At 54.4% G+C, this 14456-nt stretch carries 19 protein-coding genes and 1 pseudogene; 11 read left to right on the plus strand and 9 right to left on the minus strand.

Going from position 1 to position 14456, the window contains the following annotated elements:
- Positions 1–81 precede the first annotated feature (81 nt).
- The gene (locus tag EPG66_RS12680; RefSeq protein WP_031591129.1) at positions 82–588 is read left to right on the plus strand and encodes a MarR family winged helix-turn-helix transcriptional regulator; all 507 of its coding nucleotides are present in this window, start codon (positions 82–84) and stop codon (positions 586–588) included.
- Between the two features lie 5 nt (positions 589–593).
- On the opposite strand, the gene EPG66_RS12685 is transcribed toward EPG66_RS12680, so the two are convergent.
- Positions 594–1196, minus strand: a complete 603-nt coding sequence (locus EPG66_RS12685) for a helix-turn-helix domain-containing protein (protein ID WP_039387877.1) — start codon at positions 1194–1196, stop codon at positions 594–596.
- Between the two features lie 43 nt (positions 1197–1239).
- Here EPG66_RS12685 and EPG66_RS12690 point away from each other — a divergent pair, with 43 nt between their 5' ends.
- Both EPG66_RS12690 and EPG66_RS12695 read left to right on the plus strand, forming a co-directional pair.
- Positions 1240–1935 (plus strand): B3/B4 domain-containing protein, encoded by a 696-nt coding sequence (locus EPG66_RS12690; protein WP_182687063.1) that lies wholly within the window; start codon positions 1240–1242, stop codon positions 1933–1935.
- 115 nt (positions 1936–2050) lie between these two features.
- Complete coding sequence (locus EPG66_RS12695) at positions 2051–2371, plus strand: hypothetical protein (protein WP_182687065.1); 321 nt, start codon at positions 2051–2053, stop codon at positions 2369–2371.
- A gap of 28 nt (positions 2372–2399) precedes the next feature.
- Here EPG66_RS12695 and EPG66_RS12700 read toward each other — a convergent pair.
- A pseudogene (locus EPG66_RS12700) lies at positions 2400–2849 on the minus strand (transposase); the annotation flags it as partial.
- Between the two features lie 885 nt (positions 2850–3734).
- Here EPG66_RS12700 and EPG66_RS12705 point away from each other — a divergent pair.
- From EPG66_RS12705 to EPG66_RS12715, 3 genes are all read left to right on the plus strand, one after another.
- Complete coding sequence (locus EPG66_RS12705; protein ID WP_163658748.1) at positions 3735–3926, plus strand: hypothetical protein; 192 nt, start codon at positions 3735–3737, stop codon at positions 3924–3926.
- A gap of 57 nt (positions 3927–3983) precedes the next feature.
- Positions 3984–4451, plus strand: a complete 468-nt coding sequence (locus EPG66_RS12710; RefSeq protein WP_182687068.1) for a hypothetical protein — start codon at positions 3984–3986, stop codon at positions 4449–4451.
- A 116-nt stretch (positions 4452–4567) separates the two neighbouring features.
- Positions 4568–4816, plus strand: a complete 249-nt coding sequence (locus EPG66_RS12715) for a hypothetical protein (protein ID WP_182687070.1) — start codon at positions 4568–4570, stop codon at positions 4814–4816.
- A 64-nt stretch (positions 4817–4880) separates the two neighbouring features.
- Here the strand turns inward: EPG66_RS12715 and EPG66_RS12720 are convergent, their stop codons facing one another.
- Positions 4881–5195, minus strand: coding sequence for a hypothetical protein (locus tag EPG66_RS12720; protein WP_182687072.1), 315 nt, complete (start codon positions 5193–5195; stop codon positions 4881–4883).
- Positions 5196–5782: 587 nt separating this feature from the next.
- Here EPG66_RS12720 and EPG66_RS12730 point away from each other — a divergent pair.
- Together EPG66_RS12730 and EPG66_RS12735 are read left to right on the plus strand one after the other, a co-directional pair.
- A complete protein-coding gene (locus EPG66_RS12730; RefSeq protein WP_182687074.1) occupies positions 5783–6175 on the plus strand; it encodes a hypothetical protein in 393 nt (130 codons plus the stop codon).
- Between the two features lie 11 nt (positions 6176–6186).
- A complete protein-coding gene (locus tag EPG66_RS12735; RefSeq protein WP_182687076.1) occupies positions 6187–6564 on the plus strand; it encodes a RidA family protein in 378 nt (125 codons plus the stop codon).
- A gap of 25 nt (positions 6565–6589) precedes the next feature.
- Here the strand turns inward: EPG66_RS12735 and EPG66_RS12740 are convergent, their stop codons facing one another.
- From EPG66_RS12740 to EPG66_RS12750, 3 genes are read right to left on the minus strand one after another with little or no spacing between them, the layout of a single operon-like run.
- A complete protein-coding gene (locus EPG66_RS12740; RefSeq protein WP_033773594.1) occupies positions 6590–7117 on the minus strand; it encodes a DUF4865 family protein in 528 nt (175 codons plus the stop codon).
- Positions 7114–7503, minus strand: a complete 390-nt coding sequence (locus EPG66_RS12745; RefSeq protein WP_182687077.1) for a tautomerase family protein — start codon at positions 7501–7503, stop codon at positions 7114–7116. Before EPG66_RS12745 ends, EPG66_RS12740 begins: the two co-directional genes overlap by 4 nt.
- Positions 7503–7808 (minus strand): carboxymuconolactone decarboxylase family protein, encoded by a 306-nt coding sequence (locus EPG66_RS12750; RefSeq protein WP_182687079.1) that lies wholly within the window; start codon positions 7806–7808, stop codon positions 7503–7505. The genes EPG66_RS12745 and EPG66_RS12750 overlap by 1 nt, the downstream gene beginning before the upstream one ends.
- Positions 7809–7904: 96 nt before the next feature.
- On the opposite strand from EPG66_RS12750, the gene EPG66_RS12755 reads away from it, so the two are divergent.
- On the plus strand, positions 7905–8786 hold the full coding sequence (locus EPG66_RS12755) for a LysR substrate-binding domain-containing protein (RefSeq protein ID WP_182687081.1): 882 nt from the start codon (positions 7905–7907) through the stop codon (positions 8784–8786).
- Here the strand turns inward: EPG66_RS12755 and EPG66_RS12760 are convergent.
- The 3 genes from EPG66_RS12760 to EPG66_RS12770 form a co-directional block, all read right to left on the minus strand.
- Positions 8773–9339 (minus strand): TetR/AcrR family transcriptional regulator, encoded by a 567-nt coding sequence (locus EPG66_RS12760; protein WP_182687083.1) that lies wholly within the window; start codon positions 9337–9339, stop codon positions 8773–8775. The genes EPG66_RS12755 and EPG66_RS12760 overlap by 14 nt on opposite strands.
- A gap of 401 nt (positions 9340–9740) precedes the next feature.
- Positions 9741–10289: a GNAT family N-acetyltransferase gene (locus EPG66_RS12765; protein WP_083069344.1), complete on the minus strand. Its 549-nt coding sequence runs from the start codon at positions 10287–10289 to the stop codon at positions 9741–9743.
- 242 nt (positions 10290–10531) lie between these two features.
- Entirely contained in the window at positions 10532–12085 is a 1554-nt protein-coding gene (locus EPG66_RS12770; RefSeq protein ID WP_069026870.1) for a methyl-accepting chemotaxis protein, read from the minus strand.
- A gap of 258 nt (positions 12086–12343) precedes the next feature.
- Between EPG66_RS12770 and EPG66_RS12775 the strand changes: the two genes are divergently transcribed.
- Positions 12344–12961, plus strand: a complete 618-nt coding sequence (locus tag EPG66_RS12775; RefSeq protein WP_069026871.1) for a pyridoxamine 5'-phosphate oxidase family protein — start codon at positions 12344–12346, stop codon at positions 12959–12961.
- Positions 12962–13222: 261 nt separating this feature from the next.
- A complete protein-coding gene (locus EPG66_RS12780; protein ID WP_182687085.1) occupies positions 13223–14413 on the plus strand; it encodes an MFS transporter in 1191 nt (396 codons plus the stop codon).
- Positions 14414–14456: the final 43 nt, after the last annotated feature.

Genomic DNA, 14456 nt, shown 5'->3' on the forward strand with positions numbered 1-14456 from the left:
TTAACGTTAAGATAAATTGCCCCCGGTGTTAAGAGGTTGCGCACAACCCGACAAAATAACCACAATATTTAAAGGTGATTTATGCATGACCATATTGATTTCGTTGTCAGCCAGTGGGACGACGCGATGCCCGATCTCGACGCCTCTTCAATGCGGATCTTCGGCAGAGTGCTGCGTCTGATGAAACATCTGACAAAAGCGCGCAGTCAGGCACTGGAGCCTTTTGGTTTTCAGGAGGGGGAATTTGATGTGCTGGCGACATTGCGACGGGCGGGATCGCCTTTTCGCCTGTCGCCCACCCAGCTCTACCAGGCGCTGCTGGTGACTTCCGGTGCGATGACAAATCGTCTGAACCGGCTGGAGCAGCAGCATCTGATTGAGCGTATTGCCGCGCCAGAGGATAAGCGCAGCATGCTGGTCGGGCTGACGCCGCACGGGCAGCAGCAGATTGAGCATGCACTCCGCGTCCATACCGCTACGCAGGAGGCGCTGCTGGCCCCGCTTGGCGCTTCAGAGCGTGCCGAACTGGAAAGGTTGCTGAAAACGCTGCTGCTGGTGTGTCCAGGCGAAGCGACAGCCGCAGAATAGCGCCGTCAGCGCTGCAGTTCGGCCACTGTCATGGTGAAGATAACCGGCAGTTGATCGGCACTGGCATAGGCATGCGGCATATCGGTTCGCGCTACGGCTGCACAGCCCTGCTGCACCACCAGGGTCTGCTCACCCACCGTTAAGGCGAGCGAGCCCTGCTCGACATGCAACAGTTCGAGTGTGCCTGAGGAGTGACCGGCAGAACGGAAAGCTTCGCCCGCAAACATCTGCCAGCGCCATAGCTCGATCATATCCGGCCCACGGGTTCCCGCCAGCAGCTGCGCATAACCACCCTGCTCACCCTGCCACAGCCGGGGCATTTCGCTGTTCTCAATCAGCCAGGCGTCAGGCGCATGCGCAACGTTAACGATATCTGCCACCGAGACGCCCAGCGCGGCAGCCACTTTACAGAGAATGGCGATGCTGGGATTGGCGGCACCCTTTTCGATCTCCACCAGCATGCCTTTACTGACGCCAGCCCGGCGCGATAACTCATCCAGCGAGAGTTTCTGACTTTTACGCCAGCTTTTGATGCTGTCCGAAACAGCCTGATTGACACTGGCGACATCGGCACCCGCATCGGTCGTTATATTGACTTTTTTGGTCATCGGTCATTACTATGAAATAAATTAGTCACTGAGAGAGTATCCGATGTTATCTGTTCATCCGTCAATCGATCCCGCTGTTTTCGCGCTCGCTCCCGGCTTTCGTGCCATGAGTATTGTGGTGGAAACCACACCGATTACCCGACCAGAAGTTGCCAGCGAAGCACTGAAGAGTGCATGCCAGCAGGTATTAAATGATGATGCGGCTTGGGCAGACGCGCATCTCGCCGCCTGGGCTGAGGTGTTTAAAGCCTTTGGTGCCAAAGCGAAACGTACACCCTGTTCGGCTGAAGCATTGCGTAAGCGCGTGCTGCGGGATGGCGCATTGCCTGCCATCGATCCGGTTGTCGATCTCTATAACGCCATCAGCATTCGTTATGCGCTGCCGGTCGGGGGGGAAAATATCGCGGCCTATGCTGGCGCGCCACGTCTGGTGATTGCTGACGGCAGTGAACGTTTCGATACCGTTAAAGAGGGCGAGGTGGTTTATGAGTCGCCGGAACCGGGCGAAGTGATCTGGCGCGACGATCAGGGCGTGACCTGTCGCCGCTGGAACTGGCGTCAGGGTGTAAGAACCCGACTGGATGCCAGCGCGCAGCAGATGTGGTTCATTCTGGAAAGTCTGCCCGCTATGCCGCTTTCCGCGCTGCAACAGGCCAGCGACGATCTGGTTTCGGGATTACAGCAGATGATGCCGGGAGCGCAAATCAGTACGACGCTGATTGAAGCGCCAGCAAACTGAACATTGCCTCAACAGCGGCTGAACGAGGTTAACGGTGAGCAGAAATTGTGGCAGGATACACGCCCTGCGTCTGGCCATATCTGGCTGACTTAACTGCCCACAACCGATGACTCCGATGGCTAAAGTAAAATATATCCTGCCCCTGCTGCTGATCCTCGCCCTGGCCGCCTGGTGGTTTATCCCACACGACAGTGAGGAAGATAAAGCGTATTACGTCGCGGTGTTCTGCGCGATTGATCATGATAGTAAGCAGCCACTCGACCAGCAGATGCAGAACGTCATTGAAGGCGGCAACTCTGATTATGCGCTGCAAAAAATCACCTATAAATCGGGGCTGGGTCGCAGCGTGATTGGCCGCTGGCAGCAACTGACGCCTGATGAGCAGCAGCGCGCCGTGCAGGATAACCTCGCCTGCCAGCAATTGCTGAAATGCTGATTTCTGACGGGCGTGTTGCATTGACAATGCCGGTAACTTTCCAGGAGAACAGATCAACCACCATGGCCACATAAAGCCAGCCTTCATGCGGCCGGATGTACGTTATATTCGTCACCCAGCGCTCATCAGGAGCCTCCAGATTGAACTGACGCTGGAGTCTGTTGGGTGACACTATGCTGGCTTCACCTTTGCGTGCTCGTAGGTTCCTGTACTCGATCTGAGCTTTTATTCCGGCACGCTTCATCAGTCGCCAGACCTGGTTCACTTCTTTCTGAAGTCGCCGACTCTCAGACCAGGTATCAGAATGCGCTTTAGTGGTTTATGAATCAGGGCCCTACTTTTTTACTCAGGCATAGAGGCTGTGCGTGATGATACCAGGACGGGTGGCGACACCTGCAAGGGAATGGCTACGATCAACGACCTGTTTAACCGCTTCGATTTTTGACTCTTCGGAATAACGTTTACCGCTCATGAGCACCTCTCTTTTGATAGCCGGTTGCAACCGTTGTCCTCAGCCGTCAGGCACGAACTCGCCTGCAAGCTTAGCGGAGTGAAGCTCGACGACTGCCCGCCATGGCAGGAGCCGGAGGGTCATGCAGTGAAGAGTTTGACGTAAATTCACGCATACTCCTGACCGGTTGCAAGCTGAACGCTCTCACAGCACCACTATTTTGTTTGCTGCACGCACGATAATGAGCCGGTTTTTTTAGCTGTTGAGGTCCCGCCTGCCGCAGTTCTGATAATGCTTCCTGAAATTTCTGGATTTCACAGGTTCGGTAAAACGAATTCAGAGTGGTTAAACAGTTTCCCCTATGACCATGCCTCTTAAAAGTCAGATTAATTATATAAAAATGATATTTGCTTCTGCTTTTTTTGAATTTATTTTTTATTTTCCGGTTTTTGGTAAGCGCACTGCTTTAATAAAAATATAATGTGTATATTTTCATGAAAACAGTAAACTGTTAGCAGGATAATCATTATGCATCAATATCTTTTAAATTTAACCACTTAACAATAACATAATACCTCCGATAACTTCGATTAAATCCAAATAAAAACATAATAAAACATCGGTAAACTTTTCATTACAATCCTTAGTTTTTAATTTTAAGTTAATTTACTCTTAATTAAATGGCTCATTAGCTACGGGATGGGCCAACGATTATCTCATGTATTTCTTACCTTTAAGGATGGATTATGAGACATAAAAAATTAGCTCTTGCTTTGGGTATTTTTGTTCTCTCTGCGGCGCGATTTTCTGTCGCCGCACCCTTACATAACGAACCGTTGACTGATCACTCCCCACATACCTTCTTACTTATCGACGATGCTAATGGTGGTAACGGCGGGAACGGAGGTGCTGGTGCCAATTCTCCTGGTGGCCCCGGAGGCGATGGCGGCAATAACAGCGGCAGCGGTAACGGGAACGACAGCGGTAATGGTAACGGTACTGGCAACGGCTCAGCTAACGGCAATGGTTCCGGTGACGGTGACGGCGGTGGTGATGGTGGTGACGGTGGTGGTGACGGCGGCGGTGCCTAATCTGGCTGCTTAATCTAACTAAAAATGGTCGCCTCCTGAAGGCGGCCATTAATCAAAGGATGAAACTTTTATGTCAAAGCTGCACAACACTCTGATTCTTTTCCCGCTTTCTGCAGGGCTGCTTTTTTCCCTGCCGGTATTCAGTCAGACATTTCCGCAGGGCACTATCCAGCTGTCTGCCTGTGAGAGTCAGAACGGACAGGATGGGAATGCCACTTCGCCCAACGGGGAAAACGGTAAAGACGGCGTGCCCGGCACCGGCTGCCTGAACGGAGGTAACGGCGGTAACGGTTCTGCTTCTGGTGGTAACGGCGGAAATGGCGGAAATGGCGGAAATGGCGGAAACGGTGCAAACGGTGCAAACGGTGCAAACGGTGCAAACGCCGGGACTGAACCACATCACAAGCACCATAAACATCATAAAAATACATACGGTAGCGCTAATGGTGGAAACGGTGGTGATGGTGGGTCAACAGACAATGCCCCCGGAGGTGCTGGCGGCGACGGAGGTAACAATGACCAGTCACAACATCTGTAAACGATGCCGGACCTTATTAAGGTGCTCAGCTCTGATACTGGTGGTTTTAACACATTACGGTTATGCCTCTCCGGCATACCCCGTCCTTTCTCCTGATTCTTTATCACTGATTTCTGATGGCGGAAACGGCGGAGACGGCGGTCCGGGTGAAAACGGCGGAAATGGAGGTAACGGCGGTAATGCTGGCACAGGTTCCGACTCAGATGGCGGTAATGGCGGAGATGGAGGCACAAACGGAGCCGATGGAGGGAATGGTGGCAACGGAGGAAGCGGGAATAATTCCCCCGGTGGTGATGGTGGTGACGGCGGTAATGGCGGTAATGGCGGCAGTAATGGTGGTGATGGCGGCGGCATATAATTCATAACGCAGGGGATGATATGAAAAACCTTCTCATAAAAGTTGCATACCTCATTATTCTGACCTCAGCTTTACTGAGACCTTTCATAGTCGTATTCACTGTAACGTCCTCTCTGGCGGCCGGAATATTCAGCACTGCGGCATGGGCAGACGGTGATGGTGGCGACGGTGGTGACGGTGGCGGTGACGGAAACGGGGGAGACGGAGGGAATGCTGGTTCTGGCAGCAATGGAGATGGCGGCGACGGCGGTAATGGGGGTGAAAACGGCGGAAATGGAGGAAACGGAGGTAATGGTGACGGATCCGGTGATGGCGGAAACGGAGGCGATGCGGGTCCTGGCGGCGTCGGCGGTCAGGCTGGCAGCGGCGGGAGTCAGGGAGGACATGATGGTTCTCCCGGGATGAGTGGAGCTAAATAGCTATCCGTATGTCGTTAACGCGGTCTGCCGGAGGTTGATTGCTCCGGCAACCTCACTCCTGCAGACTAAATGGACAGCATAGCAATGCTGAGACGTCGCGCTGCAGGGCCTGAACGGCGAAAGCTCGTGAAGTCATATCAGTCGTTTTTACCAGCCCTGCAAACCCCGAGCCTCCTAAAAAACGCATAGTTTCAGCCTGAGAAATGGCAGCTTATTCAGCACTACCCAACAATCCAGCTCCCACCCGACCTCTGCCTACAGTTTCTACACTTGCAGGCCTTCTATTTCCCAGCGTTCACAAGCCTTCATGGAAGAGAATCCCTCACTCCAGCGATAAAACATGATCTCCGGTTCGATATGATGCAGCAGCGAATCTAACCAGCGGGATATCCATCTGATGACAGTTGCCGGCGTATGGAAAGCCAGATCAATCTCAGCCTGCCCTTTTGCCGTATGATAAGTCCGTTTTCACTCCTCTTTCTCACGACGGAACTGACGGAAATACTTCTCATCGCTAAGCTCCGTGTCCTGACACCGCCATCCGGAAACAGATCGTGAGCATCATAACTGTTCAGTGGATGCGGGCAGTCCTCACCCGCTATAACAATCAGCCTGTAAGTGCTGCCAGCCATGCCTGCCTGTTACCTCTGAATTCGGCGTCAGTCATTGAAGGCCGCAAAAAGCGAATTTCTTTCTTTCTTCCCACTTGCTGCCCCCTGAGAATTCGAATAAAGCTTGTGCATACGGATAGTCTGCACAATGCGCATTTCGTCATGCCTGTTTTGACGACAGCAATGGCCTGCATCGCTGCACGGCGTGCAGGAGAGAGCGGAACCGGTAAACGGCTGGCTTCCCGAACCTCCTCGTTATTCAAAACATCCTTCAACCCGCTATCAACTTTCGGCCTTTTTAAGGCCGGTAGCCTGTATGGTATGAAATCACTTTAAAAAGAGAAAATATGATGATGCCAGAACGCAAAAATTATCTGCAACTGGGCGAAGTAAAAGCACCTTATGTCCACGCAGTGAAACATGGCGCGACGCTGTATGTCTCAGGACTGACCGCTTTCGGTACGGCGGCTCAGCAGGGAGATATGGCTGAACAGGCAGAAGCCATTTTTGATCAACTCAGGGCGGTTGCCGCGGCTGAGCATACGTCGCTCGCATCGCTGCTGAAGGTCATGATATTCATCACCTCTTTCACAGAGATCACCGCGCTGCGGGAAGTGCTTTATCGCAACTACGGCGAGCATCTGCCCGCCAGCTCGCTGGTACAGGTCAGCGGACTTTTCTCCACTGACCTGCGCATAGAGATTGAAGCCATTTTTGCCCTCTGAGTAGAAAACAGCGACATTCCCGATGCTAGAGCTGCAGATCTGCTGCGGCTGCACCCCGCGCCAGATAACCGATGCGATAGACTTCCTGCTCGCCAGCGGGGCGCTGGAGTGACGCGTTAACGTCTACTCCCTGCCAGCGGCTCACATCCCAGGCGCTGATCCCTGTTGTTACCGGCAGTGTCGTGAGGTCTGAATGCGGTGGAATCGTCCAGCGGTTCAGCGTTATAAAGCGGGCGTCGGCCAGATCAGGGATGTGGGTCTGCCCCTCAAGCGCCAGCCAGCTTTCGATGATCGGCCAGCCAAAATCCCTGACCAGTGTCGCAAAGCCAGGACTTTGCAGGAAACGCTGCATGCCACTCGCCTCCCGCCAGAAATAGAGCGGTGCATAACGGTTTTCATTCTGTCCGTCATCATCACGGCAGGCGTAGAGATACGCCTTGGCCACCAGCCCTGGAAAGCCATCAAGCCGGGCTCCGTTCAGACTGATGCGCTGCTCGATGATGCCCATGTCGTAGTCAGCGGGCAGGGTAAAACGGTAGTGCATGATAATCATAACGCCTCCTGCGCCAGCATCCGGCCGCCGCTAAAGCTCCACTCTTCGGTGCTGTTAAACTGAATAATGATCATCACGTCGTCAGGATCGATCGCCATCTCTGCCTGAAGCGTCGTACAGAGTGAATGATAAAACCGTTGCTTCTGTTGGCGGGTTCGCGGTCGGCCTGCCGTCACCTGAAACAGCACGAAATTATCGCTACGCCCGCCGCTGAGATAGTGACGATCAAATACCCGCTGTCCGGCGGGAAGCATCTCAATCACCTGAAAACAATCATGCTCAGGAACGTCAAATTCCGCGACCAGCCCCTGCTGAAGCAGCGTGGAAATCTGATGCAGAGCCGCCTCGCTGTAGCCCTGACGCAGGGTAATTCGGGTAAAGGGCATTATTGATTATCCTCCAGATAACCCAGCGCGGTGACGGCGGCGGGCCAGCCTGCGTAAAACGCCAGATGGGTGAAGCTCTCCACCAGCTCATCCTGCGTCAGCCCATTTTGTCGGGCGAAATCGATGTGCCACGGCAGCTGCTGGACCCGCCCCAGCGCGGTTAACGTTGCCAGCGTCAGCAGGCTGCGTTCACGCGGAGACAACTGCTCGCGCTGCCAGATATCGCCAAACAGCACCTGCTGTGTCAGTTCGGCCAGTTTTGGCGCGCGCTGCGCCAGTGTTTCCCGATCAAGCGATTTTTTCATTGCACACTCCTCAGTGGTGAGACAGAGTGTCACTCAGGCCTTCAATCCTGAAAATCAAATTAATCAGCATTTATCATCCAGATTTACAGGACAATCATGAATAAGGTACCGGAGTCCCTCGATATGGATGCGCTGCGCAGTTTCGTCGCGGGCATTGATGCCGGCAGCTTTGCCCTGGCGGCACAGCATCTGTGTCGGTCTGCCTCGGCCGTCAGTGCGCAGCTTAAGAAACTTGAGCAGCAATGTGGCACGGCGCTGGTGATGAAAAAAGGGCGGCATGTGCAGCTGACCCGCAGCGGTGAACAGCTGATGAGTTACGCCAGACGCCTGCTGTCGCTGAACGATGAGACATTGCGGGCAGTGAAAGGCGAAGCGTTACAGGGCGAAATACGCATCGGGATGCAGGAGGATTTTGGCGAGGCGTTGATGCCGGCCATTCTCGGCGCGTTCAACCGGCAGCATCCGGAGGTGATGCTGACCGCACGCGTCGACAGAAATCTGCCGCTGCTTACGGCGCTGGCCCGTCATGAGCTGGACCTGGCGCTGCTGTGGCAGGCAGAGCAGCAGGCTGGCACGCAGTTAATTGGTCAGTGTCCGTTAGCCTGGATACAGCATCCGGAGTTTGATCTGGCGGGATATCTGCAGCGCGGCGAGCCGCTGCCGCTGGTGGCATTCGATGCGCCGTGTGTCATGCGATCGCGCGCCATCGAGGCGCTGGATAAGGCAGGTATTCCGTGGCGGGTAGTGTTCACCAGCCACAGTCTTAGCGGGATCTGGGCGGCATTACAGGCCGGGCTGGGCATCACCCTGCGCACCCGCGCCGGGTTGCCGGAGACGCTGGTGATTGAATCACACCGGCTGCCAATGCCCGGCAATCTGGGTATCGCGCTCGCCCGCTCCGATCAGGGTGACGATCCGGCGCGAGCGCTATTGCAGCATCTGATCACGCAAGCCGCCCTGCCCTTTATTCAGCGCTGACTGCTGTCTGAAATGCCCGCTGAACCAGAGACGAACAGTATTCTGCTGAGATGTCACGGTCACCGAACAGAAGATGAAACATCACCGGTGCCACGACCACATCGATGATGCGATCAACGTCAAAACCTGATTCGCCGCGGGCCTCGGCCCGACTTTTCAGTGTTTCAAGATGCTGATAGGTAAACCCACAGCATTTCTGGCTCGCCGCTTCAGCCTGACTCCCTATAACATCAGCCAGAAGCTCACGACCGACTTTGGACGACATCTCTTCAGCATACTGCTGGATGAACGCGGTAAGATCGCCAGCCGTCGATCCGGTATCTTCCGGTTCTGCAATGGGCCGCATCCGTGCCACGGCCACATCCGCCAGCAACTGGGACAGATCGCCCCAGCGCCGATAGATCGTGGAGGGTGTCACACCCGCCTGTTCGGCGATCATCGGCACTGTAATAGCTGAACGATCAAGCGTTTCCAGCAACCGGTTAACGGTGTTATGCACTTCCGCCTGAATACGTGCGCTGCGTCCACCCTGCCGAATCATCTCCCTCGCCATCTCTTTCTCCCGCTTTTATCAGCCTGAACGTCATGGTTAAAGCAACGAAGTTGCATTAACAGATAGCGGCAGTGTACCGCATCTCAGGCTGAGCAGGCGCTAATGTGTGCTATCGGGCGGTTGAGCATCAAGGTTGCAGTTTACTCAGGACCGATTTAACCGGCTCGGCGGTGAGATGTGACGAACGGTTATCTGATGCGCCTATCCATAAAAGACTGACTGCCATGACTGCTGAAATAAAAATTGTACGAATATCCATAAAGCCTCCCCTGATTAAGGTGGCTAAAGTAATCCACACAGCAGAGTATTAATCGCGGGATAAGAGAGGGTTTAAAGGGACTTTGCGCGAAAAGGTGGCGCAGATTTCGCCACGCCTGAATCACAAACGGGAAAGATCAAACTTATGCGGTAACGATGTTGCCAGCCGCAAGCCAGTCACGTCGTGTGAGGGTGTACATCAGGCTGGGAGGCAACCCCTCCGGATCGTCGACCTTTTTCAAAAAGGTCAGGCCCGCTTTTTCCAGTACCCGGCGCGAAGCCAGATGGTTTTCGCGCGTCACACCCGTAATGATGCTCAGCCCGGCCTCTTCGAATCCGTAGCGAATGGCTCTGCGGGAAAGCTCGGTGGCATACCCTTTTCCCCAGGCAGCAGGCTCAAACCGGTAACCGAGATTATTCGTCTGACGACCGTCAAACTGGCTTCTGAAAACGCCCCCAAAGCCAATGATTTTATCCGGATGGGCTTTCTCAAATATCGTCCAGTCGCCAAAACCCTGTTCCTGATAGCTCTGTAATATGCGCTCTATGGCCTGAATGGCATACGTTCTGTCGGGCCATGGACCTCGCGGGTTAAATTTATGTGTTTTGGGGTCGCCATAGATTCTGAAGAGGTCATCAAGATCCTCGCGAAGAGTATACCTGTAGAGCAGTCGCTCTGATTCCCAAACCATCCTGCGCTCCTTTTGGGTGCTGAATAAGCAATCTTTACTCTTTATATCAGCAACTTTTGCTGTCACCAACTCTGTTAACCCGACTCAACGGCTGGCAGCTAATCACTTGCAGCATGTCACCTCTGACGTAAGTACACAGAAAACCTGCGATGCAAGGCCGTGCCAGAATCCTGCTGGAATCCGGTCAAAAAGAGCAGACGCGGCTGGGGTTCGCGTCCGGTCTGTTCTGTTGCGTCTGGCGATTAAGCTTCGCTGTGCACTCTAAACGAATCAACCATGCCACGCAGTGCATGTGCCTGCTCAGACAGCGACTGAGAAGCCGACGAAGACTCTTCAACCAGTGCGGCGTTGTTTTGCGTCACGCCATCCATCTGACTCACGGCGATGCTGACCTGCGAAATACCCTGCATCTGCTCGGAGGAAGACAGGGAGATATTATCCATCGCCTCGGCCAGCTCACTGACCATACCGACAATTTTCAGGATGCTCTGGCCGGTTCCGGCCGCCACCGAGACACCCTGCTCTACCTGTCCGACGGTCTGTTCAATCAGCGATTTGATGTCCCGTGCCGCGGTTGCACTTCGCTGTGCAAGCGAGCGAACCTCACCTGCAACGACGGCAAATCCACGCCCCTCTTCTCCGGCTCTTGCCGCTTCAACGGCCGCGTTAAGCGCCAGAATATTGGTCTGGAAAGCGATACCTTCAATAACGCCAGTGATGTCGCGGATTTTCGCGGCGCTCAGTGAGATGCCATTCATGGTTTCGGACATACGCTGGACATCATTTTCACCGCCGCGAGCCAGCGAGGCCGTTTCACGAGCCGAACCGGCAGTCTGCTGTGCGCCAAGGGTATTGCTTTTTACCGTCGCGGTAAGTTGCTCCATGCTGGCAGCCGTTTCCTGCAACGCAGACGCCTGCTCCTCGGTTCGTGAAGATAACTCGGTATTACCACGAGAAATCTCATCAGCGGCCAGCGCCACGGAACCCGCAGCCTCTTTAATACGGGAAACCAGCTCACGCAGATTAGCCTGCATACCACCCAACGATGCCAGCAGGCTGTTGGTATCACCGCGTCGCAATGCCACTGACGTGGTGAGATCGCCTGAGGCGATAGCGGCAGCCAGTGCCTGAGCCTGAGCCGGTTCGCCTCCCAGTTGACGCATCAGGATACGCACGGTAAACAGGCAGGTTGCCGCTGCCAGCAGAATTGAGATGCCCGCGAGGATCATCAGCGTAAAGCCAGTACGCGCCGACGAATCACTGCTCATCGTCACCGCTTTCTGGCTCTCTTCACTCTGAATCGCTGAAAGGGTGTTAAGCGCATCCAGCAGCTTACGCTGCGCCGGACGCGTCACGGTCAGCAGATAGGCAGTGGCTTCCTGAGAACGATTATCCAGCCCCAACCGGCCAGCCTGTTCAAGGGAGTCGAGCGTAGCTTTCTCTACTGACAGCCCCTTATTGAACGCTTCGCGTGCAGCAGGGGTGGCATCACCCATCATACGGGTCAGCGACTCACGGGTAGTGATGTAAAGCGTTTTCTGAGTCTGCAGCCGTTTCCATTCCGGTTCCATCGCTTTAGTATCGGTCAGCAGCGCCATATTGCGCACTGCAATGCCCATGTCACGCAGGCCACCCCGCATATCAAGTACCATCTGATAGCGTTTCATCTTCACATTGACGACATCGTTCATGCCATCACGGGCATTGTTAAGAGCGTGTAAAGCAATCCCGCTACACAGAATAAACAGCAGAATGAGCAGGCCAAAACCGGCATACAGACGAGTTGAAATTTTCACAGGCGAGTCTCATGAGTGGATGTAATAAGGTGGTCATGTCTTTCTGCTATCGGCATTGTGTGAAGAATTTGTAGCCACGGCCGGTAATAAACTTTTTTCAGGCGGAGGAGTGACGGGTACGCGCAAACTCATTATCGTAAAGAGTCGCTTGCTGGCTCTGGTGTTACTGATGTTAACGTTATGCTTTAGCTGGTATGTCGGGTTTGTGGCGTATCATAAGCGTTCTGGGAATCGGAGTAATAAAAGGAAAGTGCAAAAATGGCTGAACAGAGCAGCATTATCACTGAACTTACCGAACTTGAAGGTCTTTACGGCACGGTCGCCCGGCCCTCTGTCGCTAAGGTGACCGATCATATTCATCCCGCTTATCGTCCGTTTATCGCCGCCTCGCCTTTTGTGGCGCTGGCAACGTCGGGGCCCGAGGGACTGGATGTTTCACCGCGCGGCGATCCGGCCGGATTTATCGAAATCGAAGATGACAAGACCCTGTTATTACCCGACAGACGCGGCAATAACCGCATCGACAGCCTGCGCAACATTCTGCATGACAACCGGGTAGCGCTGCTTTTTCTCATCCCTGGCATTGGCGAGACGTTGCGCGTGAACGGCACGGCAGCGATCAGTACCGACCCGGCGCTGCTAGAGCGCTTTGCCATCAACAATCAACTGCCAAAAACCGTATTGCGCATCACTGTGGAGAGCGTTTTCTTTCAGTGCAGCCGGGCGATTATTCGCTCCGGATTATGGGATGCCGAAACGCAGATCTCACGGCAGTCGCTGCCCAGCACCGGTTCCATCCTCAAACAGATTGCAGAGATTGATGGCGACGCCTACGACAAAGCGCTGCCTGATAGATTGAAGAACTCACTTTATTAGTAATCCTTCGCCCTGATCGACCTCAGGGCGAAAGCATGTTTCTCCATCAGACCTGCCAATCTTCGATCTTATCAAACCAAAGCCGACAGCCGGAATTATCCCGCATGGAGTCATGCTGTTATGTCGCGCGCCGCGCCTGGTAACCTCTTATCTATCGTCATTACCCTCACCGCAATAAACGTTAAAGCAAAGATATTGCATTAAGGCACAGATAGCCGTATACCTTATTAAAAGCTAATACTTTGCATTAAGGTGATTTCCATGAACCCCACATTGACGCCTCAGGCTGCTGCCCGCACCACGCTTTTCAGTTTTACCGGTGCGGCGCTGATTTCCGCCACCAGCAGTTCGCCGACGCCGCTCTACCCGCTTTATCGCAGCCTGTTCCATCTGACGCCGACCATGCTGACACTGATTTTTGGCGCCTATGCATTCGCGTTGCTGGCTGCGCTGCTGACGGTGGGCAAAGTGTCCGACTATACCGGCCGCCGTCCGCTGATGCTGCTGGCGCTGGCGATCAATGCGATCGCGCTGGTGATCTTTATGACTGCCAACTCTGCCACTACCTTAATCGTTGCCCGGCTGGTGCAGGGCTTTGCTACCGGTATTGCCTTGCCAACCTTTGGTGCCAGCCTGATTGACGCCAGTAAAACCCGCGGACCTCTGCTGAACTCGTTCACCGCCTTTCTGGGGATGACGCTGGGCACGCTGGCGGGCGGCATACTGGTCACCTTTGCGCCCTTTCCCACGGTGACGCTCTATGCGCTGCTGCTGATACTGATGCTGTTTGCCATGGCGCTGTTGCCGCTGATACCAGAAACCATTGCGCCTCAGCCGGGTGTTCTGGCCGCACTGCGACCTCAGGTCAGCATACCGAGACGCGCACTGGGTCCGTTGTTAATGGTGACGCCGGTTAACATCGCAACCTGGATGCTGGGCGGATTTTACCTTTCACTGATGCCCTCAATGGTGGCGAACGCAACCGGCCTGACATCGCCTTTTATCGGCGGCTCGATTGTGGCGACGCTGATGCTGAGCGCAACGGCAGCAGTATTTCTCTTCCGCCCGTTACCGCCTGCGCGGGCATTAGTTATCGGTACGCTGATGCTGATAGCGGGCGTCAGCGTCACGCTTACAGGCCTTTCTCTGCACAGCGTGGCCTGGCTCTATCTCGGCACCGCCATTGCGGGTCAGGGATTTGGATCGATTTTCTCCAGCGTGCTGAAGATCATTATGCAGTTAGCTGAAAGTCATGAACGCGCCGGACTGTTCTCCGCCTTTTTGATCAAAAGCTATCTCGCCTTTGCCCTGCCTGCGATTGCCGCCGGAATGGCAGCGCCCCATATCGGGCTGAACCAGACCGCCTGGTTCTATGGCATGACCATCATCGTGCTGGCACTGGTGTCGCTGCTGGCGATCAGGGGTCGCGCTTTAGCCGGAGCGGTCAGTTAACAAACCCACCCGACGCGGCCAGATATCTGCCGCGTCATCCACA

Source organism: Pantoea pleuroti, from assembly GCF_014156615.1.
GTDB lineage: Bacteria > Pseudomonadota > Gammaproteobacteria > Enterobacterales > Enterobacteriaceae > Pantoea > Pantoea agglomerans.

What these genes read in the sequence shown, in the direction of transcription:
- EPG66_RS12690 (WP_182687063.1), top strand. Translation starts at nt 1,240, where the DNA reads ATGTTATCTGTTCATCCGTCAATCGATCCCGCTGTTTTCGCGCTCGCT.
- EPG66_RS12780 (WP_182687085.1), top strand. Translation starts at nt 13,223, where the DNA reads ATGAACCCCACATTGACGCCTCAGGCTGCTGCCCGCACCACGCTTTTC.
- EPG66_RS12720 (WP_182687072.1), bottom strand. Translation starts at nt 5,195, where the DNA reads ATGTCCTCCCTGACTCCCGCCGCTGCCAGCCTGACCGCCGACGCCGCC.
- EPG66_RS12735 (WP_182687076.1), top strand. Translation starts at nt 6,187, where the DNA reads ATGATGATGCCAGAACGCAAAAATTATCTGCAACTGGGCGAAGTAAAA.
- EPG66_RS12745 (WP_182687077.1), bottom strand. Translation starts at nt 7,503, where the DNA reads ATGCCCTTTACCCGAATTACCCTGCGTCAGGGCTACAGCGAGGCGGCT.
- EPG66_RS12695 (WP_182687065.1), top strand. Translation starts at nt 2,051, where the DNA reads ATGGCTAAAGTAAAATATATCCTGCCCCTGCTGCTGATCCTCGCCCTG.
- EPG66_RS12775 (WP_069026871.1), top strand. Translation starts at nt 12,344, where the DNA reads ATGGCTGAACAGAGCAGCATTATCACTGAACTTACCGAACTTGAAGGT.
- EPG66_RS12765 (WP_083069344.1), bottom strand. Translation starts at nt 10,289, where the DNA reads ATGGTTTGGGAATCAGAGCGACTGCTCTACAGGTATACTCTTCGCGAG.
- EPG66_RS12740 (WP_033773594.1), bottom strand. Translation starts at nt 7,117, where the DNA reads ATGATTATCATGCACTACCGTTTTACCCTGCCCGCTGACTACGACATG.
- EPG66_RS12685 (WP_039387877.1), bottom strand. Translation starts at nt 1,196, where the DNA reads ATGACCAAAAAAGTCAATATAACGACCGATGCGGGTGCCGATGTCGCC.
- EPG66_RS12760 (WP_182687083.1), bottom strand. Translation starts at nt 9,339, where the DNA reads ATGGCGAGGGAGATGATTCGGCAGGGTGGACGCAGCGCACGTATTCAG.
- EPG66_RS12755 (WP_182687081.1), top strand. Translation starts at nt 7,905, where the DNA reads ATGAATAAGGTACCGGAGTCCCTCGATATGGATGCGCTGCGCAGTTTC.
- EPG66_RS12710 (WP_182687068.1), top strand. Translation starts at nt 3,984, where the DNA reads ATGTCAAAGCTGCACAACACTCTGATTCTTTTCCCGCTTTCTGCAGGG.
- EPG66_RS12680 (WP_031591129.1), top strand. Translation starts at nt 82, where the DNA reads ATGCATGACCATATTGATTTCGTTGTCAGCCAGTGGGACGACGCGATG.
- EPG66_RS12715 (WP_182687070.1), top strand. Translation starts at nt 4,568, where the DNA reads ATGGCGGAAACGGCGGAGACGGCGGTCCGGGTGAAAACGGCGGAAATG.
- EPG66_RS12750 (WP_182687079.1), bottom strand. Translation starts at nt 7,808, where the DNA reads ATGAAAAAATCGCTTGATCGGGAAACACTGGCGCAGCGCGCGCCAAAA.